The sequence below is a fragment of the Limnochordia bacterium genome, assembly GCA_023230925.1.
GTDB lineage: Bacteria > Bacillota > Limnochordia > DUMW01 > DUMW01 > JALNWK01.
Map to the genome: position 1 here is coordinate 1 of JALNWK010000019.1, position 23,032 is coordinate 23,032.

General features: G+C 49.1%; 20 protein-coding genes and 1 riboswitch. Of the genes, 19 read left to right on the top strand and 1 reads right to left on the bottom strand.

The annotated features are described in order from the left end of the window. Positions 1–175: 175 nt before the first annotated feature. Positions 176–316, top strand: a riboswitch (cyclic di-AMP (ydaO/yuaA leader). 270 nt (positions 317–586) lie between these two features. From M0Q40_05950 to M0Q40_06005, 12 genes are all read left to right on the top strand, one after another. Continuing rightward, entirely contained in the window at positions 587–1,117 is a 531-nt protein-coding gene (locus M0Q40_05950) for a Na+/H+ antiporter subunit E (GenBank protein ID MCK9222153.1), read from the top strand. After that, positions 1,075–1,395: a monovalent cation/H+ antiporter complex subunit F gene (locus tag M0Q40_05955; protein MCK9222154.1), complete on the top strand. Its 321-nt coding sequence runs from the start codon at positions 1,075–1,077 to the stop codon at positions 1,393–1,395. Before M0Q40_05950 ends, M0Q40_05955 begins: the two co-directional genes overlap by 43 nt. Beyond that, the gene (gene mnhG / locus M0Q40_05960) at positions 1,392–1,724 is read left to right on the top strand and encodes a monovalent cation/H(+) antiporter subunit G (protein MCK9222155.1); all 333 of its coding nucleotides are present in this window, start codon (positions 1,392–1,394) and stop codon (positions 1,722–1,724) included. The genes M0Q40_05955 and mnhG overlap by 4 nt, the downstream gene beginning before the upstream one ends. After that, positions 1,709–1,960, top strand: coding sequence for a DUF4040 domain-containing protein (locus tag M0Q40_05965; GenBank protein MCK9222156.1), 252 nt, complete (start codon positions 1,709–1,711; stop codon positions 1,958–1,960). Before mnhG ends, M0Q40_05965 begins: the two co-directional genes overlap by 16 nt. 1 nt (position 1,961) lies before the next feature. After that, complete coding sequence (locus M0Q40_05970) at positions 1,962–2,264, top strand: hypothetical protein (protein ID MCK9222157.1); 303 nt, start codon at positions 1,962–1,964, stop codon at positions 2,262–2,264. Continuing rightward, the gene (locus M0Q40_05975; GenBank protein MCK9222158.1) at positions 2,261–2,689 is read left to right on the top strand and encodes a sodium:proton antiporter; all 429 of its coding nucleotides are present in this window, start codon (positions 2,261–2,263) and stop codon (positions 2,687–2,689) included. Before M0Q40_05970 ends, M0Q40_05975 begins: the two co-directional genes overlap by 4 nt. Then, positions 2,686–3,069 (top strand): cation:proton antiporter subunit C, encoded by a 384-nt coding sequence (locus M0Q40_05980; GenBank protein MCK9222159.1) that lies wholly within the window; start codon positions 2,686–2,688, stop codon positions 3,067–3,069. Before M0Q40_05975 ends, M0Q40_05980 begins: the two co-directional genes overlap by 4 nt. After that, entirely contained in the window at positions 3,066–4,553 is a 1,488-nt protein-coding gene (locus M0Q40_05985; protein MCK9222160.1) for a monovalent cation/H+ antiporter subunit D family protein, read from the top strand. Before M0Q40_05980 ends, M0Q40_05985 begins: the two co-directional genes overlap by 4 nt. A gap of 26 nt (positions 4,554–4,579) precedes the next feature. Next, positions 4,580–6,022, top strand: a complete 1,443-nt coding sequence (locus tag M0Q40_05990) for a monovalent cation/H+ antiporter subunit D family protein (protein MCK9222161.1) — start codon at positions 4,580–4,582, stop codon at positions 6,020–6,022. A gap of 27 nt (positions 6,023–6,049) precedes the next feature. Next, complete coding sequence (locus M0Q40_05995) at positions 6,050–7,912, top strand: complex I subunit 5 family protein (protein ID MCK9222162.1); 1,863 nt, start codon at positions 6,050–6,052, stop codon at positions 7,910–7,912. A 287-nt stretch (positions 7,913–8,199) separates the two neighbouring features. Beyond that, a complete protein-coding gene (locus tag M0Q40_06000; GenBank protein MCK9222163.1) occupies positions 8,200–9,192 on the top strand; it encodes a hydroxyacid dehydrogenase in 993 nt (330 codons plus the stop codon). 69 nt (positions 9,193–9,261) lie between these two features. Continuing rightward, positions 9,262–10,641, top strand: a complete 1,380-nt coding sequence (locus tag M0Q40_06005) for a DUF4139 domain-containing protein (GenBank protein MCK9222164.1) — start codon at positions 9,262–9,264, stop codon at positions 10,639–10,641. A gap of 36 nt (positions 10,642–10,677) precedes the next feature. Here the strand turns inward: M0Q40_06005 and M0Q40_06010 are convergent, their stop codons facing one another. Continuing rightward, on the bottom strand, positions 10,678–12,069 hold the full coding sequence (locus tag M0Q40_06010) for a DEAD/DEAH box helicase (protein MCK9222165.1): 1,392 nt from the start codon (positions 12,067–12,069) through the stop codon (positions 10,678–10,680). Positions 12,070–12,396: 327 nt separating this feature from the next. Between M0Q40_06010 and M0Q40_06015 the strand changes: the two genes are divergently transcribed. The 7 genes from M0Q40_06015 to M0Q40_06045 all read left to right on the top strand — a co-directional run bounded on the left by M0Q40_06015 (position 12,397) and on the right by M0Q40_06045 (position 23,018). After that, positions 12,397–13,116, top strand: a complete 720-nt coding sequence (locus M0Q40_06015; protein ID MCK9222166.1) for a TIGR00730 family Rossman fold protein — start codon at positions 12,397–12,399, stop codon at positions 13,114–13,116. A gap of 53 nt (positions 13,117–13,169) precedes the next feature. Continuing rightward, positions 13,170–14,240: a DUF2220 domain-containing protein gene (locus M0Q40_06020; GenBank protein ID MCK9222167.1), complete on the top strand. Its 1,071-nt coding sequence runs from the start codon at positions 13,170–13,172 to the stop codon at positions 14,238–14,240. A gap of 2 nt (positions 14,241–14,242) precedes the next feature. Next, the gene (locus tag M0Q40_06025) at positions 14,243–15,802 is read left to right on the top strand and encodes a hypothetical protein (protein ID MCK9222168.1); all 1,560 of its coding nucleotides are present in this window, start codon (positions 14,243–14,245) and stop codon (positions 15,800–15,802) included. Next, positions 15,789–16,547: a DUF6063 family protein gene (locus tag M0Q40_06030; GenBank protein MCK9222169.1), complete on the top strand. Its 759-nt coding sequence runs from the start codon at positions 15,789–15,791 to the stop codon at positions 16,545–16,547. Before M0Q40_06025 ends, M0Q40_06030 begins: the two co-directional genes overlap by 14 nt. Beyond that, positions 16,534–20,952, top strand: a complete 4,419-nt coding sequence (locus tag M0Q40_06035; GenBank protein ID MCK9222170.1) for a hypothetical protein — start codon at positions 16,534–16,536, stop codon at positions 20,950–20,952. The genes M0Q40_06030 and M0Q40_06035 overlap by 14 nt, the downstream gene beginning before the upstream one ends. A gap of 786 nt (positions 20,953–21,738) precedes the next feature. Then, positions 21,739–22,716, top strand: coding sequence for a sugar ABC transporter substrate-binding protein (locus M0Q40_06040; GenBank protein MCK9222171.1), 978 nt, complete (start codon positions 21,739–21,741; stop codon positions 22,714–22,716). Then, a complete protein-coding gene (locus tag M0Q40_06045) occupies positions 22,716–23,018 on the top strand; it encodes a hypothetical protein (protein MCK9222172.1) in 303 nt (100 codons plus the stop codon). The genes M0Q40_06040 and M0Q40_06045 overlap by 1 nt, the downstream gene beginning before the upstream one ends. Positions 23,019–23,032 lie beyond the last annotated feature (14 nt).

Below are 23,032 nucleotides of genomic sequence, written 5' to 3' on the forward strand. Positions count from 1 at the left end.
AAAATTAGCCGTAGTAATCCACGTCATTGTTCGAAACGGAAATCCCATTCTGAAAACAGAACAACTCTAAAACGGAGCACCTACCCTAAGTGTATACACATCCTGACTTTGACGGGGTCCTGGCTTTGGAAACCCTTGACTTTTCTGGGCAATATGATAGACTGTACTTGTGCTTATGATATACTCTCCGAATTCTTGTGAAGGAAACGGGGAACCCACTGATATTTTTGGGGTGAATCCTGTGTTTTTGCCAGGTAGGGCAACTTGGGTGCCCAAACCCGTCAGCTAACCCCGGAGGAGTGCACCAAGCGGATGTGTCGGCCTTATTGACCGGTCACTTCGCTTTTTTGTTTTTATGGGCCCTGCTTACCATACGGAGCAACTGGTGCCTCTTACCCATGCGAGTGGACGGAACAAGAAGTCCTAATTTCCGGTGCGATGACAATCTAATAATCCCTAAAATGCACTAGCTGCAGTCCACGCCGTTTGAGCTTCAGCTCTTCGCGGTCCCATACTGCACTAGCGCAGGGCAAGAACTTTGCCCTTGCACAAAGGGTAACCGTCTAATATTCCGGGGGTGACAATTATGTCTAAAAAGGGTCTCATCATGTTTCTACTACTTTTAAGTTTCTGGTTTATCCTATCCGCTGAAATAGACTTTCAGCATCTGGCTATCGGTGTCCTAGTGGCACTGTCCACCACATGGTTCTGGGGCAGTACCGCTGAGGCATTGCCCAGCATTCCCACCTTTCGAGAGTTTCTTGGATTCGGCCGGTGTCTGTGGCTTCTTCTGGTTGCCGTAGTCGAGTCCAATATATCCGTCGCAAGAATAGTCCTTTCCGGTGGGGAATGTGAGCCAAGGGTCTTCCGTTTCCAGCCTGAGCTGCAAACCAATTGGGGACGGGTATTTGTGGCCAACTGCATTACCCTGACACCGGGAACTGTAACCGTTGACCTTAACCCAGACAACGGAGAATTTACGATCTACGCGCTAGGCGATGAGCAAGAACAAGGAGTATTTGCTTGGCGGCTGATCGAACAGGTGCGCAAACTAGAGGCAGGGAGGATGGTAGCATGGGAGGAGCCTTCTGGCTATTCGCAGGAACTATCTGCCTGATATTTCCCATCTTGTTCCGTGCCGTTAAAGGACCAACCGCCCCAGATCGGGTAGTGGCAATCAATGCGGTCAGTACCAATATTACTTTGGCAATCCTGCTTTGGGCCTTTTTGCAGCGTGAACCTATGTTTATTGATGTAGCCTTGGTCTTTGTTATCTGTGGTTTTGTAGGAGTGGTATGTACGTTACAGGTTCTGACCACTGTTAATGCGGATACTCTAACTACTACTGCAAAACAAACGAAGCGTGGGCAGAACGATGGAGGCGATGCGGCGTGACTACCATCTTGGCTAATCTGTGTTTCGTGGGAGCGTTCCTTTTCCTTGGAGTAGGTACCCTCGGGCTTTTTCGCATGCCGGATATATATGCCCGTCTGCAGACCGTGGCCTTAGGAGATACCCTTGGGGTTGGACTGACAGCATTAGGTCTGTTAATGCTCACCACAGACAGAGTTATTCGGATTAAACTTATCATGTTAGTCGCAATATTCTGGATCATCAATCCAACTATTGCTCATTTAGTAGCCAAGGCTTCACTCGTCCACGGAGTGGATCCCACCGCAGAGATCAAAGTGGAAAAGGGGGAAGGATCATGGGATTTGCCGTAGTTGATTACCAAATCATGGCCCTGCTTGCGATCTTGATCCTTGGTGCTTTGGCAGTAGTACTTGGACGCAACCTCCTGTATGCCGTAATCGTGTACGGGATTTACAGTCTGATCATGGCCGTAGTCTGGCTGCTAATGAATGCCCCGGATCTAGGTATTACCGAAGCGGCAGCAGGAATCGGTACGACGGCCTTGACGATGGCGGTACTAAGCCGCACTAGCCGAAAGGACGAATAGGATGGTAAAGCGAGTATTGTACGCGCTCGTTGTTATACTTCTTTGCTACATTGGCTTGGTTACCGTTGCAGAATTCCCTCCCTACGGAGAGGAGGGTAACCCGGTCCACAACTATGTCTCCGAAAGATACATCGGTGAAGCCGTTGAAGACACCGGAGTGATAAACATGGTTACCGCCATTGTCCTGGACTACCGGGCGTACGATACACTTATTGAAACAACGGTCTTGTTCACTGCCACCATCGCGGTTCTGATCACGCTAAAGACGGGCAAGAAGAACGGGAAGGAGGAAGAGGTGAGTTGAAAGACTACATTCTAAAACGTGTGGTGATCTTGCTCCTCCCTTTGATGCAGGTCTTTGGTCTTTACGTCATTTTCCATGGCCACCTGTCCCCCGGAGGCGGATTTGCCGGGGGTATGATCGTTGGATTAGGCCTAGTATGCTATGCTGCTGTCTACGGAATGGAGAAGGGTACAGATAAGGTGCCCGATCGCGCTGCCACACTAATTGAAAGTTTCGGGACTCTATGGTATGGAGCCGTAGGCTTAGTAGGCGTTTTTAAGGGGACCTTGTTCCTGTCAAATAAGGCTACTGGTGTGCCCATGGGACAACCTGCCGCGCTGTTGTCCGGTGGGTGGATTTTAGTGATCACCCTTGGGGTTGGCATTAAGGTGGCAAGTACTATCGTTACCTTATTCTATGCCCTTACAGAGGAGGAAGAATCTTGAAGGTATCTTTGCTATCAAGGCTACTGGCCAACTATCCGTATGTTGCCGCATTCATCCTCTTTGCCATTGGGATATATGGGGTGATCGCTTCATCTAATCTCCTAAGAAAGCTGCTTGGGATTAGCATCATGGAAAGTGCCATATTCCTAATGTTTATTGCCTCGGGTAATATCACTGGTCGAGGTGTACCTATTGTCGATGCTGCTAAGGAATCAGTAGGTTACGTTAACCCATTACCCCAGGCTTTAATCCTTACTGGTATTGTGGTAGGCGTAAGCACCACCGCGTTTGCCTTGGCACTTCTGGTGAAGTTGCATAAATACTATGGTACCCTTGATGCCCGCATCATCTACGACAAAAGAGAGGCGGATAAACATTGATCCAGGAAAACTTACCCGTACTACTTGTTGTAACACTTCTTTTCACCGCCTATCTGTTGCCAATTTTCACCAAGAGACGTCCTCGCATTATTGAGTTGTTGGTCGTTACAGTGGAGTGCCTAATCCTAGGAGGAACACTATATCTGGCCGGATTAATAGCGAGGCAGGGGAGAGCACCCATTATTTATCCAGCAGGTGGGTGGCCCGCACCTTGGGGCATTGAGCTTTCTGTGGGTTCCTTGAGCATCCTCTTTCTGCTCATGATTGCTGGTGTAGGCCTTCCAGTGGCCATTTTCGCCACAGACGGTATTACCTGGCAACTTCGTAGTAGGCAAAGGGTTGCTTGGTTTTTCACCCTCTATTTACTGCTTGCGGCAGCATTGGCCGGACTTGCTGTTACCAATGACCTATTTAATGTTTACGTTTTCGTGGAAGTGGCAACTATTAGCTGTTGTGCTCTTGTCGCGGCAAAGGACGATCCTTTGGCAATCAAAGCTGCCTTCAGGTATCTTCTCTTGGCTACAGTTGGTTCCGGTTTCATTTTCGCCGGCATTGGACTCATTTATCTAGTTACAGGTAATCTAGATATGACCTTTGCCTTCACAGAGCTTAGTCAAAGGGCTTACACCTATCCCCATGTGGTACGCCTGGCGATCAGTTTCTTTGTCATTGGATTTGGGACTAAAGCGGCTTTATTTCCCTTGCATCTTTGGCTACCCGATGCCCATTCTGCAGCCTTGACCCCAGCTAGTGCCATCCTTTCAGGATTAGCCGTGAAAGGATATATCATTGCTTTGGCCAAAATCCTTTATATCATAGTTGGACCGGCTCTCCTGCAGGCCTTATCTATTGATCGCATTCTCCTTTTAATGGGAATGGTGGCTATTGTTGCAGGTTCTCTCCTGGCTTTAGCCCAAGATGAACTAAAAAGGCGACTAGCTTACTCAACGGTTGCCCAAGTGGGCTATATTTTCTTAGGGTTAGGATTGATGAATACAACGGGCCTTGCGGGTGCGCTTTTCTATGCGGCAAGCCATGCGATTATTAAGGCATGCCTTTTCCTAGCCGCTGGTGCCATCATCTCTCGCACCGGTAAGGAAAGGGTAAGCCAGATGGCCGGAGTAGGTCGTGAAATGCCCATAACCATGGGAATTTTTACTATCTGTAGCTTTGCCCTAATGGGATTACCGCTACTGTCGGGGTTCATTGGGAAATGGAACCTGCTTCGCGGCAGTATTCAAGCTGGATCATTCCTTGCTTCGTTGGTGATCATCCTCGGCAGCTTGCTTTGCGCCGGTTACCTTCTGCCTGTGATCCGTACTGCTTACTTTGTGCCTGCAGGCACCACAACAACCAAGGAAACGTCCTTCTTACAGATCAGCTCTATGCTAATTCTGACCGTCTTTGTTATTGTTTTAGGCATTGCACCAGGACCACTGTGGAATTTGGCGTGGCAGGCCGCGCGGGACTTACTAGGTGGATAAATTTCCATGAATGTTGAGGGATCATTATGTCTTTTATGCTCGTTGGGATACTAAGTGCACTCATCGGGGGAGTAATCGTGGCCCTACTACCGGAGGAAAGTCAGAAACTGCGGAGGGGCATAGTACTGGCAACTTGCCTCCTATCGGCACTATCTGTTTGGCAAGTGGCGGCAACTATCTTCTCTAAGACCTCCCCACTGAACACACTAGAATGGGGAATCTGGCAGTTTAGGGCTGATCCTTTGGCCCTCTCCTATGCCTTAATCGCCGGGACCTTGTGGGTTCTTACGGCCATCTACTCCTACGGATACATGCCTCAAGATCCTAGACAACGTTCTTTTTATGCCTTTTTCCTACTTTCGATGGGAATCACCCTGGGCATTGCCTTTGCCGGTAACTTATTGGTATTGTACATTTTCTACGAACTTCTCACTTTCAGTACCTATCCTTTGGTGATCCATCGCAGAAGCGAAGAGGCCCTTAGGGCAGGAAAGAAGTATATCATCTACAGCTTAGTCGGTGCTGGTGCTCTCCTAGTGGCGATAGTCGCCACTGGATTTATGGCAGGCTCACTAAGCTTTGGCACAGGGGCGATCCTAGACCAAACGGCCACCAGCGGGAAAACGGTGTGGCTACTGATTCTTTTTGTGATTGGCTTTGGCGTCAAGGCTGCCTTGATGCCCTTACACCGCTGGCTGCCCCAGGCAATGGTGGCTCCCACGCCAGTAAGTGCTCTTTTGCATGCGGTTGCTGTGGTAAATGCCGGGGTGTTTGGCCTGCTGCGGGTTGTTTACTCCGTGTTTGGCCCAGACCTTCTTACAAAGCTCGGGGTTCGACCCTACCTTTTGGTCCTGGCATCCTTTACCGTCCTGGCTGGTTCAATCGTCGCCCTAAGGCAGGACGTACTCAAGAAACGTCTAGCCTATTCAACAATCAGTCAGTTATCATACATGCTGGTTGGTGCTTTTACGTTATCATCTTTCGGATTATCTGGCGCCATCTTTCATATGCTCAACCATTCGATTATAAAGATCACCCTGTTTTTCTGTGCGGGAGCCATTGAGCATAACACAGGCAAGACTCGGGTTAGTGAACTTGCGGGCCTAGAACGAACACTACCATGGACCTTTGCCCTGTTTGGTATCGCTAGTTTAGGCATGGTAGGGATGTTACCGGTCTCAGCCTTTTGGAGCAAGTATTACTTGATGAAAGCTGGCTTATCTTCAGGAAACTGGCCTTTGCTCCTTGTTTTCATCATCAGCGGGATCCTAAACGCCTGTTACTTTTTCCCCATTGTGATCCAAGGGTTTCTAGGGACAGGTCCCATCCGTTCCACCGAAGGTAACAAGGAGACCTACCTAATGCTTGTCCCTTGCGCGTTACTCGTTGTTTTTGCTCTAGTTTTAGGCGTGTACCCCAATTTGGCTTGGTCGTATCTAGTAGATGGGGTCGTTGGGAGTTTCTTTTAGAGATTGTTACTTGGAGGAAATGAGAAAATGCTACTTGCAGCACTGATTATTATACCCGCCTTAGGAGCCCTAGGTAGCATCTTTAGTAGAAGGGCCCAAGGAATACTAGGACTTGTTACTACCTCCCTCACTTTGCTGTTAGGGGGAATTGTCGGTCAACGAGTGTATAGCACCGGTCCCCTAAATCTAGAGTTTTCTTGGGGTATCTTCACTCCTTCGTTAAGAGCCGACACTCTGTCGATCGTATTCACCCTGTTTACACTCTTCATCTGGTGGGCAGTAGCTTGGTACATTCCAGGATACATGAAAATGGAAAAAAGGGCTTCAGTGTTTTACGCCTCATTTTTGCTTACCCTATCCGCGGTACTTGGCGTCTTTCTTGCTGGCAACTGGTTTACTCTGTTGTTTTTCTTCGAACTGATGACCCTTACATCCCTTCTCTGGGTCGTGTTCTACCAGAGTAAGGAGGCAATTGGGGCTTCTTTGTACTATCTTTTCTTCAGTGTGCTGGCGGGGTTGTTTCTAGCTGCGGGCCTTGTTTTATTAAGCGACGGAGGAAGTGGTCTCACCTTCAATTGTGTTGACGCAACCAATCCAAAGACCTTTTCCTGGGGGCTGGCTTCTTTGCTGGTGGCCTTCGGGATCAAGGCAGGCATGGTCCCGTTGCATCTGTGGCTTCCCAAGGCCCATCCCGTGGCGCCATCGCCGGCTAGTGCTCTGCTTTCGGGTATCCTAATTAAGACCGGTGCCTATGGACTGATCCGCACCGGGCAACTAGCCGGGTGGGGCAGGGCGGCAAGTTGGTTCGGACCTGCGCTTGTTACCCTCGGAGTAATCACCATGCTTTTAGGGGTGGGACTTGCGTTACTACAGAGCAATGCAAAAAGGCTCCTTGCCTACCACAGCGTAAGCCAAATGGGCTACATAATATTGGGAGTTGGCATTGGTTTTCTGATGGGGAGCGACGGTGGTTTTGGCTTGGGAGGCGCCCTCTACCATAGTCTAAACCATGCCCTATTTAAGTCCGCACTTTTCTTAGGTATTGGTATGATTGTTCTGCGCACGGGTCAATCTGATCTATATCGGATGGGGGGCCTCTGGAGGCAGTATCCCGTTACAGCCCTATGCACACTAGTTGCTGCTTTGGGGATTACCGGTACCCCTGGGCTAAACGGCTATGCCAGTAAGACGTTGCTGCATCACGGGTTAAGTCAAGCAGCTTCAGTCAAGATACCGCTGGTCTGGGTCGAGCGATGCTTTCTTTTGGTCGGAATCGGCACCGCTGCTTCCTTCTGCAAGCTATTCTTCTTGACCTTTCTGGGCAAACCCCGTAGCAATATTAGCAAGCTGCCGAAAGAATCCCGCTTGGAGTCTTTGAGCCTATTGTTCTTAGCTATCGCCATGGTAGCCATCGGGTCTCGTCCCAACTGGTTTGTTGAGAGCGCCTTGGTTCCCATCCTTACTTCCTTTGGTATGGATACGACCAGTCTAACAAGTCTTTCCTTTTGGAATGCCCAAGACCTTGGGGGAATGGTTCTTACCCTAGGACTCGGTGGTGCGCTTTGCTGGTTCGGGTTAAGGTCCGGCCTTTTCCACTGGCAGCCCCCGACCTGGTTAAGTCTGGAGCAACTCGGTGGCATAGTCCTTACGGGGATGCGCCGGACTATTTGGGGTCTTGAAGAAGCCTGTGAAAGAATATGGGCAGCTTTGGTTTTCTGCAGGAACGGAGCCCGTCTGCGAATGCGAAAGCTAGTGGTACAATTTGAGGAGCGAGAAGGTAGTTTCGCCCACATTCGTCTATCGAACTTAGGGCTTCAGACCATGGCGCTTGTAGCTACCTTTGCCATTCTCCTCATCTACTTCTTCTGGCAGGCTGGCATCCCGGCATAAATCATAATCCCCCCCTGGATTGAAATGAGAAACCGGGCAGGAATTGGCCCGCACAACGAGAATAAGTAAAAAGAAGATATTAGGGGCCCGGCCTACCAGCCGGGCCTTTGGGAAATGTTCTAGTCTTCCTTAAATGGGAAGGCTAATCATTATGGTATCACCCCAACATTGTTCTTATTCTATTTGACGGGTTGAAGTTTTCACCCGACTACTTTGCTCGGTCATTTTCACCGGGGGATTTACGATTCCACATTTCAGCTTTGTTTTAGATTTTGGGAGGACTACGATTGAAAAAAAAGGCACTGATTTTAGCAGACGAAGCTATGCTTTCGTTAGTTTTCGGTTCAAAACAACGAGCCCTGCTCGAGGAGTTAGTCGATGTAGAGGTTTTTGCAGGAGACTACCAGGATTTGGATAGCGTACTGGCAGCCATGGAAAACGTCCAGCTTCTGTTTTGCACATGGGGCATGAAGCCCTTGGACAAAAACTTTATCGCCGCATCGACGCAACTTGAAGCCATCTTTTATGCAGCAGGCTCCATACGATACATTGTTAGTGACGAATTCTGGAAAAGTGGCATTAAGATATGCAGCGCCTGGGCGGCTAATGCGATACCGGTTGCCGAGATGACTCTTGGTCTAGTAATTCTGAGTCTGAAACAGGTCTTCACACACAGCCGCAATTGCACAGGACCCGAAGGATATCGACGCCTACCGGTGGCTGGTGCCTATGAAAGCACCGTCGGTCTCATCGGTATGGGCATGATTGGCAGGCACGTCCGCGAACTGCTTACCAATCTTGAGGTAGATGTCCTCGTCTACGATCCTTATCTCTCCGATGCGGAAGCCAAGGCCTTAGGGGTTACTAAGGTCTCCTTGGATGAACTGTTTACCCAAAGTGACGTGGTTAGCCTCCATGCTCCTAATATCCCCGATACACGCAACATGATCCGAGGAGGACACTTTCGGCAGCTAAAACCAGGGGCAACTTTCATCAATACAGCACGGGGAGCTTTAGTCCACGAAGGAGAGCTCATTGAGGTCCTGCAACAACGGAAGGATATCACCGCTATACTGGATGTAACCAACCCCGAACCACCCAGGGAAGGGTCACCACTGTACACCTTGCCCAATGTCATCCTCACACCACACATTGCTGGCTCCATGGGTCAGGAATGTCGACGTATGGCCCAGTACATGGTGGATGAGTGTAGACGATACCTGAATGGAGAACCTTTGTTGTATCAGATCACCCAGGAAATGATCAAAACCATGGCCTAATTGCTCGACAGACTCTATAGTTAACAAAGGACTAGTCGAATAGCTTTTACTACAGGAGGCGGTGCGAAAATGAAGTACATCTTAGCTTTTCTCGTGGTAGCCCTGGTATCTGGCTGTATTGTTGAGATCGCTTGTGCCGGGGAGCTTACGACAGACCTAACGATTTTCAGTGATAACCTCGGGCTGATAAAACAAATGTTAAGCGTTCCAGCAACTGGTGCCGGCGATGAGATCGTGCTCAATGTCTCAAAGCAGATTATTGTAGATAGCGTCCACTTAGAACTAGCTAACGGGACGGCCATTACCAAGCAATGGTATTCCGATGATCTTGCTAATTACTCCACCCTCCTGCAATGCTATCTGGGGAAGGATGTGCTCCTACGATTTGAAGAAGAGGGCACCATAGTCACAAAAAAGGTAAAGCTCATTAGGGCAGACCCCGGTTTTACTGTCCTGCTGGATCATGACACTTTGTTGACTAACCCATCGGGTACAATCATCTTTCCTCTGGACGATGGACTTGTTCTGGAACCAGGGCTACATTTTGTGGTGGCAGAACAGCTACCTGACAACACCCAAGGCAATCTTAACTACTTGACCCGTGGCCTTAGTTGGTCTGCCTACTATGATGTGATCTTATCTACGGATGAGACAACCGCAGACATCACCGCAAGGGCGGAGTTAGCTAATCAGTGCGGCTATTCCTTCGTTGATGCAACGGTACGCCTGGTTGCCGGAAAGCTTAACCGGACCACTAATAGGACACCGGCCCTGCAGGATGCGGTAATGCTTCGTGATGTGGCAGCTGGAGCCATGTACCCCGAAGCAGAGCGTTTCTTCGAATACTATATCTACGATCTGCCGTCTGCCATCACGCTGGAGCATGGGGGCAGGGTGTATGTTGCTTTTCTGAGGCAGCAGCAGATTCCCGTTAAAAAGAGCTTTGTTCTTGCCCGCCGGGGAGCTTTGGATGCCTCCGAGCGCGATCTGTATACGATCCTCACTCTACAGGGAAAGCAGCTTGACAAACCCCTGCCCGCTGGTGCAGTCCGCATCTACAAAGAAGGAACCACGTTCCGCGAGCTCATTGGCGAAGATGCCATCAGCCATATCCCCAGTGGGGATGATGTACAGTTGACCGTTGGCACCCCCTACGATATCCGCACCAGTAAGAAAATCCTTAATCAGTCGTCCCACTCGGAAATGGTAGGTAACCTCAAAAAGACTGTGAGTACCTACGAAATCTCAATTACAATTGAGAACTTCAAAGACGAAGAGATTCTAGTCACAGTACCTGAGAACATGCAGTGGGAGAACTACCAGGTGAGGGTCCAAAGTGAACATCCCATGCGCAAGGTAGACAGATATCTTGTAGAATTTGATGTGCCGGTGGCGGCCAAAGACAAAAGCGAACTACTGTATACCGTTGAAACGGTTACTATACGCTAAGGAATTGAGGTATCGTGACGACTCGTCACGATACCTTTACTTCCCTCTTCTTGACTTATACCCGCGTTTTTGCCACCGTCCCGACTTCTTCCGGCCTTTTCGCTCTTCGAAGTCCGGTGCATTGGCGAAGGAAAGCTGAACCGGTGTAGTGTTCGGTTCCTTCGTTAACAGGCGCAAGGCAGCCGAAACTAAGTCTACGGCATCATACTCTTGAAGCAACTCATCGGCCATTTTATGATAGTTGTGGTTATCATGTTCTAGGCTTTCCACAAGTTGCTCCCTTGCTAATTTTCGCTGTCCTTTGATCGCATCATTCAGGGTGGGAGCAGGCTGCCGCTGAATCTTACCCCGAGTACGACTTTCTATGATCCGCAGATTGCGCCTCTGTCCCCGGGTGATAAAGGTCGTTGCGGTACCACTCCGACCAGCCCTACCTGTACGACCAATACGGTGCACGTAGCTTTCAGGATCCTGGGGGATATCGAAATTGTAGACATGGGTCACATCATCAATATCCAAGCCCCGGGCCGCCACATCAGTGGCTACTAGTATCCTTAATGAGCCGGAGCGAAAGCGACCCATCACCGCATCCCGTTTGGATTGGGGGAGATCCCCATGGATGGCCTCAGCACTATAGCCCCGGGCACTTAATGCCGCGGTAACCTCATCCACCCGCTGTTTTGTACGGGCAAACACAATCGCGGCCTGAGGACAATGTACATCCAGGAGATTGCACAATACATCGAATTTGCGTCTTTCTGCCACTTCAATATATTCCTGTTTAATTCCCGGCACCACGATCTCCGTTGGTTTGATGCGAATGGTCACCGGATCTTTCATGAACTCCCTGGCAAGGGCCTCAATTTCTCTAGGGATGGTGGCTGAGAAAAGTAGAGTCTGTCGTTCTTGGGGTGCCTTAGCAAGGATCGCGGTGATATCTTCAATAAAACCCATATCTAGCATTTCGTCTGCCTCATCTAACACAACCACACTAACCTGGCCTAGGCGAATTGTTCTACGGTTCAGATGATCTAACAGTCTTCCGGGGGTACCCACAATGATCTGGGGCCTTCTTTTCAACTCCCGGATCTGCACCTTAATTGGCTGACCGCCATAGACCGCTAAGGCCCGCACTCCCTTAGGACCCCCAAGCTTATTAAGTTCTCTGGCAACTTGCATGGCCAGCTCCCTGGTGGGACAGATCACCACACCTTGAACTCTATTCAGCTTGGGATCGACCTTATCCACAAGGGGAATACCAAAAGCAACGGTCTTTCCTGTTCCAGCCGGTGCTTGGCCTAGAATATCCTTTCCCGCCAAACCCGGGGGTATTGCCTCTTTTTGGATGGGGGTCATCTCGGCAAAACCCAATTGGTCGATCGCGCTTTGTATGCGCTGATCTAGCTCCAAAATATCAAATGTTTTCAAGTATAACTGAACTCCTTTTTTGTAACCTCTTATATTTTCTCCTGGAAAGTGCCGAATTAAACGCAAGTGCAAGGGATGAAGAATTGCGGGGCAGTTATTCGTAAATCAATACTCTCAAGGAGCATGTGTTACCTGTGACATCTTACCATTGCTGGCGATAAGAAGCAATAACAATTGGCGACAGTGGAACGTAGACTTTGCTGTTCCTTCATCCTTGAACAGCAATATATGATGGCATATAGAGGTAAGAAGCTACAGCCCAAAGCAGGGAAACAAAGGGCAAGAAGCGAAACTTAAGCGGTAACCATCGCCTAGGGAGGTACGTCTATGCGCAGCTTTAGGAAAAGGAAATTCGATTACGATCAGCTTCTGCTGGAGAATGTGGATGAGAAACCTCTAAATACCTTCGTTAATTCGGATCCATGGCGGGTACTTAGAATCCAATCGGAAATGGTACACGCCTTCGATGTTCTAGCTGGGATTACACCCTGTGTGGCTGTCTTTGGTTCCGCCCGCACATCTCCAACCGATCCCTATTACCAGGCTGCGGAAACCTGTGGCAGATTGCTGGCTAATGGCGGGCTTGGGGTCATCACCGGTGGTGGGCCAGGGATCATGGAAGCAGCAAATAAAGGCGCCTACGAAGCCGGGGGCGAGTCTATTGGATGTAATATTCTCTTGCCCCATGAGCAAAGACCTAATCCCTACCAAACCATCTCCTTAAGTTTTCGTTACTTCTTTGTGCGGAAGGTTGTGCTAGTCAAGTATTCCATGGCCTTTATCATATTCCCCGGTGGCTATGGCACATTGGATGAACTCTTTGAAGCGATTACCTTAGCCCAGACAGGCAAGGTCAGCACCTTTCCCATCGTCTTAGTAGGAAGCTCCTATTGGGCTGGATTACTCGCCTGGCTGAAGGATACCGTCCTTGAAAATAGGAATATCGACAAAAGGGACCTGGACTTGATTAAGATCGTAGATACGCCAGCCGATGCCATAGCCCATATTGCTAAGACCACTGAAGCAATGAAAAAACCTACCGCTTAAGCCTAAGACATGTTTTATGGTATAATTAAGGTGCATTTGAGGATAAAGGTGCGGTGACATCCAGTTTGAAGGCATTGATCTTGGCTTACCTGACCCAGCAGACAAGGAAACAGATCGAGACAAAGTCAATTGAAGAATATGTGAAGTCTACTCTGGGACGGAAGGACTATTGGCGAAAGGGTGGCTATCCTGCCTTTGCCCAGACTATGGAGCAACTTGTGGAAGAAGGGGTAATAGAGCCGGTTAAGGCATGGAAGCTAAATGGCCTTAATCCACCTTTATACAATGGATATCGCCTTCTGCAAACAAAAAAGAGAGCCGATCAGGACTTAACCGAACGGCTCTTAACCCATTTTCATCCCCTAATGAGTATGACCGCCTATGTCCACAATCCGGACCAATACATACAAGATAAGCCACTGCTTCATCGGCTAGACGCCTACCTGGCAAACCAAGACAAGCATCCAGATAGACTGACCATTAATGAGAGATCCTTTGCCATATTTGGTGATGAGAAATTCCTGGCATCCACTGCGGGACAAGCCCTCTTGGGCCGAGTCGGACTGACCATTGGGGATCTATGCTGCTATCGAACCTATGAACCCTTTTTCTATTACCAGCGGGGCCTCCCACAACATCAGATTACCGTCTTGATTGTGGAGAACAAGGATACCTTTTACTCATTGAAATCCCTACTACAGGCCGGTTATTTTACTTGGGATGGCGTTTCGGTTGATTTACTGATCTATGGTGAAGGTAAGAAGATCCAGCGGAGCCTTTCTTTTTTTGATGAACTTGACCAATTGCCACAATACCCGGCAGAGTTTCTGTACTTCGGGGACTTGGACCCCACGGGTATCGCTATCTGGGATAGCCTGCAACCCCAGCGGCAAGTGCGGCCCTTTGTTTTCTTCTATACTGCTTTGCTTGATGCCTGCTACGACAAAGCTGCGCAGCTACGCACACAACAACACCTTCCCAAGGAGGCCCTCAAAAGGTTTCTACACCACTTTGCACCTAGGGAGGCTACGTTAATCCGACAGTTGTTTGCTCAGGATCGCTACTTACCTCAAGAGGGGTTGCACTATGAGCTGCTGCGGACTTTGGCCGAAGGGAAGAGATGATCATGAAATATTGGGAGGAGATGTTTGCCGGTTTTTCCGAGCGAATGCAGAATATCGCGGTCTTTGGACCATTGTTGCAGCTATCTCAAAAGACTTCATACCAGGAGTATTCCCTGCCGGCTCTGGGTTTAGCAGTAATGCTTTTTGTCCTGGAGGACATGCTTAGGACAGATAAGCAAAGTACCTATGACAACATTGCCCGGCTTCTCCAGGAACTGATTCACCGCTACTACCATAGGGAGCTATCCCACAGGGAAGCTTTGGATTTAACCTACTTTCTCGTCAAAGAAGGGCTCATGAACCAAGGCCGTCCCCATCAGTATGAGTATCCGGATTTTGGGACCGGTAAAAGCGAGACCTATAAGTTCCACCTTGTGGAACTGGCCGATTACCAAGTGGAAGAGAAGACCGTCCTGCTGAAGCTATCCACCGCGGGCTTAGAGCTATTATTTAAGACCAAGGAAATGTACAATGAACTCCAGATTTCAATCACGCAATTGTACCTGAGGCAGCAAATTCAAAAGGGGGTTTTTGATGGTGCCCTCCGTACTGTGGAGGAACTAGCCCTAGCTGTCCGCACGGAAAAAGAGAGGATTAGACAACTAGAGGAGCGCATTATCCAGGATGTTCTGCAAGTAGCCCGGGAGCATGAACTGGAAAAACAGATCCAGCGGATCAATGAGCAGTTACAAAGGGAACAAGAGGTCTTTAAAGAGCTTACAGAGCTAATTGATCACACCATGGAGCAATACCAACAGGGAGGTCTTAGCGAAAGGGAAGAGCGTGGTGTCCAATCGATGATGACAGTCCGCAGGCGACTTTTGGATATAATCTACGAACACGAATCGCTATTTAAGGAGAAATTGCGAGTACATCAACTCATGCTCCAGTCCATCGAAGCCATGATCCTGACTTCCTTTACCACAAAGGTCAACTTTGACACGGAGTTTCTACAACCGGCGGTGGGACAGAATGCATCCATTAATGTGCTCAAAGGAATCATTGACCCCATCCTTCCCATCAGGATCAACAGCTTCTTTCATCCCGGCCGGGCGCTGATGCCCCAGTATCTACAACGGGATGAAGAGGAAGAGCTTACCACCCAGGAAGTTCTAGAACTAGATGCACGCCGCTTGCGGGAAGAGGAGGCCAAGGAAAGAGCATTGCAGTTAGAGCGGCTAAGCCGCCTAGAGAGTTTTTTGCTACTGCTTCTGCGCCCCCTTATCCATCACCCGGAGGTACTAGTGAGCAATATCCTCAACGAACTAGCTGTGGAAGACTACGAAAAACATCGAGAGATCACCGGTCATATGGATTTTTACACCTGTTTGGTCCAGCTTCATCAGCTTGGGGTGGTACCTTTGTATACCCGAAACGAGGTGGACCTTTTGGTCCTTGACGACCTGCCACAGGTCTTGGTGAAACTTGCTGCTTCCAACCCGGGTATCCATGGGATCGGCGCCTTTGAGGTCATTGCCACAGATAGAGTAATCACTCTACCCCAAGGGTATGTAATGTCTGATTTTCTAATCAGGAGGCATGGTAACAATGGAGTGGGCTAAGGAAGATGTCCAGCTGGCCTTTCGAATCTTTTTAAGGCTGCTGGAAAATGGTCAAATCATCGATGAACGAGAGCTTTTCTACGCCTACCAACGTAGCGAAGTAAGGCAAATCCTCGAAGAGGTCATTGAAGCTGAGGCCGATGTGAAGATCTTCGCCCTAGGGGATCACCTTTATCTCTCCCCAGGTCTGGATAACCGGACCTTTGGTTACACAAATGAAGAGTTGCGGGAAAAAATGAAACTACGTACCAACCAGGAGTTATACTTAGCGTATTTCACCATTCTTTGTCTTCTGGCAAAATTCTATAACAGCGATGACCAGACCTTAGCCTCGCGGCAATTTGTGCCATTAGAAGAACTAGAGGAGACCATCACCGGCCATATGCGCAGAATCCAAGAAACTCCGCCAGAGCAGGTGGAGGAGGTAAGTGCTGATCTGCAGCTTAATCTAGCTAACTCGGCGGAGATCTGGCTGGATTTACCGCCCTTTGATGATACGGTGAAGAACCTGCGCAGTGCAAGAAACAATCGGATTAGCTTCCTGCTGCGCGTCCTGGCCTTCTTGGAAGAGGAAGACCTTGTGCAGATCCTGCAAGAGCATGAAGTACGGCTTTTACCCAAAATGGAACACTTGGTGGTTCGCTACTATTTTCATAGCCAACGGAAGGATGAACTTTTGGCTCTTTTGGCCACAGATGGTGCATTTACCCAGCGCCTAGGGAGTGAACAACATGCCACGCATTAACCGTATTCGTCTTGCTAACATTGTCTATGACCACGGGAAGAAGCACATCGGGGATCTTACTTTCCGTCCCAATAACAAGGATACAGTTTTCCTTCTAGGCAATGGCGGTGGCAAAACCCTACTAGTGCAACTAATCCTGCAAACCATTCTGCCCAATGAACGCCTGGGAACCCGACGAATTGCCGATCTACTTCAATCCCAGCGCTTTACGGGCCATGTCGCCGTGGAATGGCTCCTAGATAGCGCCGGAAGATCGGATCAGTTTCTCTGTACCGGATTTTGCTTTACCAATGGACTTAGCACCGATGAGCCCATCCGCTACTTTAACTACCTCTTCGACTACGAAGTCAAAGGACCGGCTAATGTCTCCCTATTCACTGATGAAGAGCCAGATCAATTAACCATAGAGGAACTACCCTTTACGATCATCGATGAAGCCTTCGGTACCGTCACCCCCATCCAGTACCAACGTCTTTGGGACTGGTTGGAGGCGCGCAGTGACACAGGGGTACAACTTTTTAGGCAACGGAAGGCCTATCAACAACGTTTACGGATGTATCAGATCTATGCAGAGGAATGGGAGAATATCCGCACTACCAATAGCACCGAAGGGGGTGTCAGCCGCTTCTTCGAACGTAGTAAAACTACACCCCAACTGCTGGATCAACTGCTCATCCCCAGCATTGAACAGGTGATTTTTCAAAGCGAAGACCGCAAACGGGAGTTGTTCTTGGCCTTTTTCGAACACCAGAATATGCTCCTGCAAATTCCCTTGATTAAGCAGAATATCAAGGACTTTGGCGTAATCAAAGAGCAAGCGGAAGTGATGGTTAAGGAAGTGCAAAGGCTGCACCAAACAGAGGTAGAGTATCAGACTAGAACCGATGAGCTAATTAGCTTAGCCAAGACCTTTCTACTAGACAGGGCCCAAACACAGCAACAGATTGAAGCCTTGATACAAGATATGGAAAGCCAACGGGCAACCCTTGCTGACCTAGAATGGAAGCAAGACAGTTACCGGGTACACGAACAAAGGCTCCTATGCCAACAGGTAAGACAGCAGAAGGACCAAGCCCAAGAGCAGCTCAGTCTCTTGGGGGAGCAACTGGAAAAGACCCAGATCTTTGAAAGACAACTCCAAACCCTAGAGCAATACCATCATTTACAAGAAGCAAGCAAGGAACGCCAGCACTACACCATGCGACTTGAACTTATGGAACAAGGGGAGCCAGAGCTACGGCAGGCGATTAACCTATCCCGGGGAAAACTCCGTTTCGCCTGGGAGGAAGAGGTAAAACAGCTAAACAGTCAGATCGAAGCGGCCCAAGGGGCACTAGCACAAATAGGTGAACTCCTCAACGAAATGCAAGACACCGCCCAAGGACAGAACACACTGTTGCAAGAAAGCATCAGTCGGGCAGGGGAACTTAGGGGTTGGCTGGCCCAATACAAAGTCAAGCAAACCCAGGCAGTAAACCAAATCCCCGGTCTGAATCTACTTATGCCCACTGAGACCCAAGTCCAATTAGAAGCTGAGCTTACGCAAGGGCAACAAAAACGGGAAGCCCTACAAGGCGAAAAGGACAGTCTGCTTGAGCAAGATGAACAACTGGTGCAAAGAACCATTGCACTCGAAGGCCAGCTACAACTGCTAAAAGCGGACTTGGAGAAAAGAAGTCAAGACCTAACCACCTACAACAAGCATAGGGACCGACTCTGTGGCTTACTTGCGGCGGCTAGGATCTATACCGAAGAACCCTTGGGCGAAAGAGAGGAACTACTCCTCCGAGTGGATAATCTGTGGCAAAGGGCCCAGAACCAATGGATCGATGCCCGGGCAAAGCTAGCGAATCTGGAGGAAACCTGGGCCACCATCGAAGACCAAGATTATTATGTTCCCCACCGGGAGTTGCGGACCATTAAGCAACGGCTTGACAACTTGGGTCTACCCGTTGTCTTGGGGAGCCAATGGCTCAGTGAATACTTTTCCAGTGAAGAGGAACGTATTCTGTATCTAAAGCAGCAACCCCTCACTCCCTTCGGGCTCATCATCGAGGCCAACCAAATAGCCGGAGTAAGAAGAGCTCTCGGGCAAATGAAGGACCTTTCCTGTGACTATCCTTTACTCTTTTTGGTCAAGCAAATGCCCGGTCCTAATCCTGCGGATACAGCCCCGGACTTGGTCTCCTTCGGACCTAACGGCTTATACATCTTTCTACCGGATACTCTATCCGCCTATACGTCAAAGGTATCCTTTAAGGAGTTAAAGGAACAATTGCATTGCCAGATTCAAAAAATGCAGTTGGATAGCCAAGGGCTAAAAGATGCCGTAGGAGAACTGGCTTACCTAAAGCAGCAAACAGAAAACTTCTTTGATACCTATACCCCCAAGCAGCTATCCCTTTGGGAAGAGGAAGTAATATCACTTAAGCAGCAATGTGAATCCATCCAGATGGCCGTAGTCAATGTAGGTCGGCAACGCAAGGATCACGCAGAGCAAAGACGCCGGATTGAACATCACTTAACAGAACTGGCAGAGGAACAAAAACAACTTGAACGTACTCTGCGGCAGCTTGAAGATTACCTAGAGTGGCACGGCAAATATGCCACCGTAAGCGAAGAAGAGCAAAGACTCACCGCCAAGATTAGCGTGCTAAATAGGGAACTTGCCGAGACAAAGAAGAAACAAGACAACCTGCTGGAAAAGCAAGTAAAAAGCAAAGGGCTTCTTAATGGTCTTGAAGGCCGGCTGGCCGATCACCGGAAGGAATACACCACATTACGACTCGATGCAGTAACACCCATCGAATGCTCTGATGGGTATTCGAAAGCTAAGGCCGCTTTGGAAGCCATTACAGAACAGCTCGCCCATAAACATGCAGAGCGCCAGGATCTAGAGAGCCTACTTTCCAAAGCCACCGAAGCCTGCAACCAGGCCCAGGCTAGCATCGAAGCAAGCGGCATTAGCCAGGAATGGCTTCGGCTGCATCTGCGGCCTGTTCGTGTAAGCGAACTGGCCGAGGCTTCTAATGTTACTACCAAGGCCCAGGAACAATATACATCCCAAGAGCGGGTGTGTGCCAATCTTGGGGCAGATCTGGCCGCTAAGGAGCAGTTTGGGCAATTCCTCAGTGAAGAAGTAGAAAAGAAGTTCCAGCGGGAACCCTACACCGGGTTCAGCCTCGAAAACCACAAGGTGGAGTACGATTATCTACTCCAAAGCGTGACCCAGGTGCAACAGGGAATTAGCAACATACAACAGGAAGTAACCGCCCGCAGGGAATGGCAAGTTGAACTGAGCACTGCCATAGAGCTCATCGAAGAGAGAGTTGAGGCTATGGATCACCAATTGCCCCAACACGAAACCGTGGACTGGCGCCAGTACGGTCCTATACCACGACAAGCGGCGCTTAGCGCGCTGAAAGAACAAGAGGAGGCCTCCCGTTGCATTCTGCGCCAGCGGATGAACGTGGAAAGACAATTTCTTGACTACCATCGCCGTCTCCAGGAAACCAGGAATCCTAAAGTCAACCAATTTCTGCGGGATGTACAAGCGATTATGGATGAGGGACGCATCTTTGATTATGACTTCGTGGAAACCCAGTTCCTAAGGATCTTTGAAGCCATGGACTTCTACCAACAGCAGGCTGAAGCCACACTAAAACAGTGTAAGACCAACTTCAACCAGCTGGTGCAACTGTGCCTACGCCGGGCCGGGACAGTCTATGAAAGCATCATGCAACTACCCAAGAATTCCCGGGTCACCCTCTACGACCGACAGATTCAGGTGATCCGTATCGAATGGTCGATGCAAAGTGAGGACGAAGCCCTGCACGCGATAGAAGAATACCTGCAGAAACTCCTCATTGACCTGCAAGCATGGAAGGAACAAGGTCTTGATGATGATGAGATCAACAAGCGGATGGAGGATATGCTTTCCACCCGGAACCTCATCAACGTAGTTGCCCCCATTGAAACGTGCCAAGTCACCGTCTACAAACCCCGGAAAGAGTCCATCGCCCGGATGGAACGACCGGATTACTTCCGCTGGGATGATGTGAGCCGTTGGTCCGGCGGGGAAGAGTACAGCGTGTATATCACCATGTTTATGATTATGCTCACCCATATTAGACAACAATCGGAAGGATTACTTAACTCGTGGAAAGTTCTACTTGCGGATAATCCCTTTGGCGTAGCCTCCTCCGCCCACATCCTGGATACAATGTTCCAGGTGGCTCGGGCTAATCGTATCCAGCTGTTGTGCCTTACTGCCCACAAAGAGGAAGGCATCCTTCAGCACTTTCCCGTAGTGTATAGTCTACAGCTACGCACTGCCTACGGTAAAGAGATCATGACCGGGGAGCAAATGGAAAAGGGCTTCTATTTCGTGGAATCGGGCAGCTAGTCAGCTGCCCACAGAATCTAATCTACCTTAATTTTGACCACAGTCTTTCTCACCGTCTCGGTTTCATCCCACATACAGCCGGGACGGTGAGCATCCCTTGGAAAGAACACAGCAACTGCCCCCTTAGGCATCCGTAATATGTTCTGTTTGAAGCGTCGCTCTTGTAGCAGGTAGATAAACCAGCTTCGTTAAGACTTCAGCGCCTACATGATGTTGGTCGGAGGGATGTTCGTACGCTATCGCTTTATGATCGTCCTAATCTCTGGCACGTCAAAATTATCCAGGAACTCGTCAAAACCGTCCATTTTCAAACTACTAGACAAATGTTAATATCTACTTACACGACAACCTGATCCCATGAATACCACCCTTTGCGGAACAGGGTGTCCCTATACGATTAAGTAACCTGGATTACGAGAGGGCAATGAACACTTGTTGTCGAGACTCAACGATATTTGGGACCAGGTATGACGTTATCTGTGGATGTGTGGTAAGACGGTGATGGGGTATCTATCGCGTACGATGAACAAAGATAATACAATATTCGAAAGACCCTAATATGTGGTTAGTGGCTTAAATAGGGCCTTAGTTCTAATATTCGCATTTTGGAAAAGGGTTGCCCCGCCATGACGTGGTTTCTTCTTGCCGGCAAAGGAGGCTGATTTGTAGCTATCCATTTTTGGCGGCCAGTTTTTCGGTAGGCAAGCAGCCTCGTTCTGCACTAAATCGGGAAACCTAGTAAGCTGGAACAGGAAAAACCAGAATTGGAGACGGAGGAGATAATTAATGAACAAGCTGATGGTAAGACCGAGCCATTCCCGGTTGTATAAATTGTTTCTGACTGTCTCTCTAGTGTTCGTAGTGTTTACTTTGCCCATCCACGCCAAGACCACAGTACGCTTTGCCATGTGGGGCATGGATCAAGAAGTGAAGACTTATCAAAGAATAATCGAACAGTTTGAAGCGGATAACCCAGATATTGAAGTGGAATTTGAGTACTCAGGTTGGGGGGAATACTGGGACAAAGTGCAAATTCAGATGCTCGGCGGCAGTGCGCCTGATGTGATTCGGATGAGCGGTGCCTACTTAGAGCAGTTTGCCCGGGATGGAGCACTCTACAATGTCCAGCCGCTTATCGAACGAGATCAGTTTCCAATAGATACAGATGAATACTTCGATGTATCAGGTATCTTCAAAGTAGATGGCAACTACTTTGGCTTACCTGAAGGCGGTGACATGACAGCCCTTTACTATAACGTCGATATGTTTGATGTGGCCGGACTAACGTATCCGTCTGCTGACTGGACCTGGGAAGATCTACGGCAAGCTGCAAAACGATTAACAGTACGTGAAAATGAAACGATAATGCAGTGGGGTCTTCATACCATGTTCTTCGGGGATGGACAAATGGGCTATCAGAATTTCATTTTACAGGCGGGTGGACGACTACTTAACAAAGAGAAAACTAAGGCAACCGTAGAAAGCCCCGCAGTATGTGAGGCTTTGCGTTTTCTTCAGGGAATGGTTCTCGAGGACAATTCAACTGTGCCCCCGTTTGGAGGAGATGCCCTCGAATCATTTACTTCCGCTCGGGTCGCGATGCTAACGGGGCTTCTTCCGGTGTGGATTAACCTGTTTGACAGTACTTCCTTCGAGTGGGACGTGGCTCCGCTTCCTATGGGTAAACAGCGTGCATCGACCACCAACTTCTGTGGTTTTAGTATACCTCATCCACCAAACAAACTGAAGCAGCTTGGCGTTTAATGCAGTATTTTGTCGGTCCCGAGGGGCAACGGATCATGGCGCGCAATCGGCAGATGCTACCGCCTCTTTGGAGTGCTGCCCTTTCCTATGACTTTACCAATCCTGATATGAGGCCCCATCGGCTAAGAGAAGTAATTGAAGTGACAGGGTTTCATCTTTACGACTTGCAGTTTACGCCGAACTGGTTCCAATGGACCCAGGATCTTGGCAATGAAGTGGTGGCCATCATGAATGGTGAACAACCGGTAGAAACGGGGATGAAACGCGCAGCTGATGCGATCAATAGATGGATAACCCCATAGGGGTTTAGTGCAGG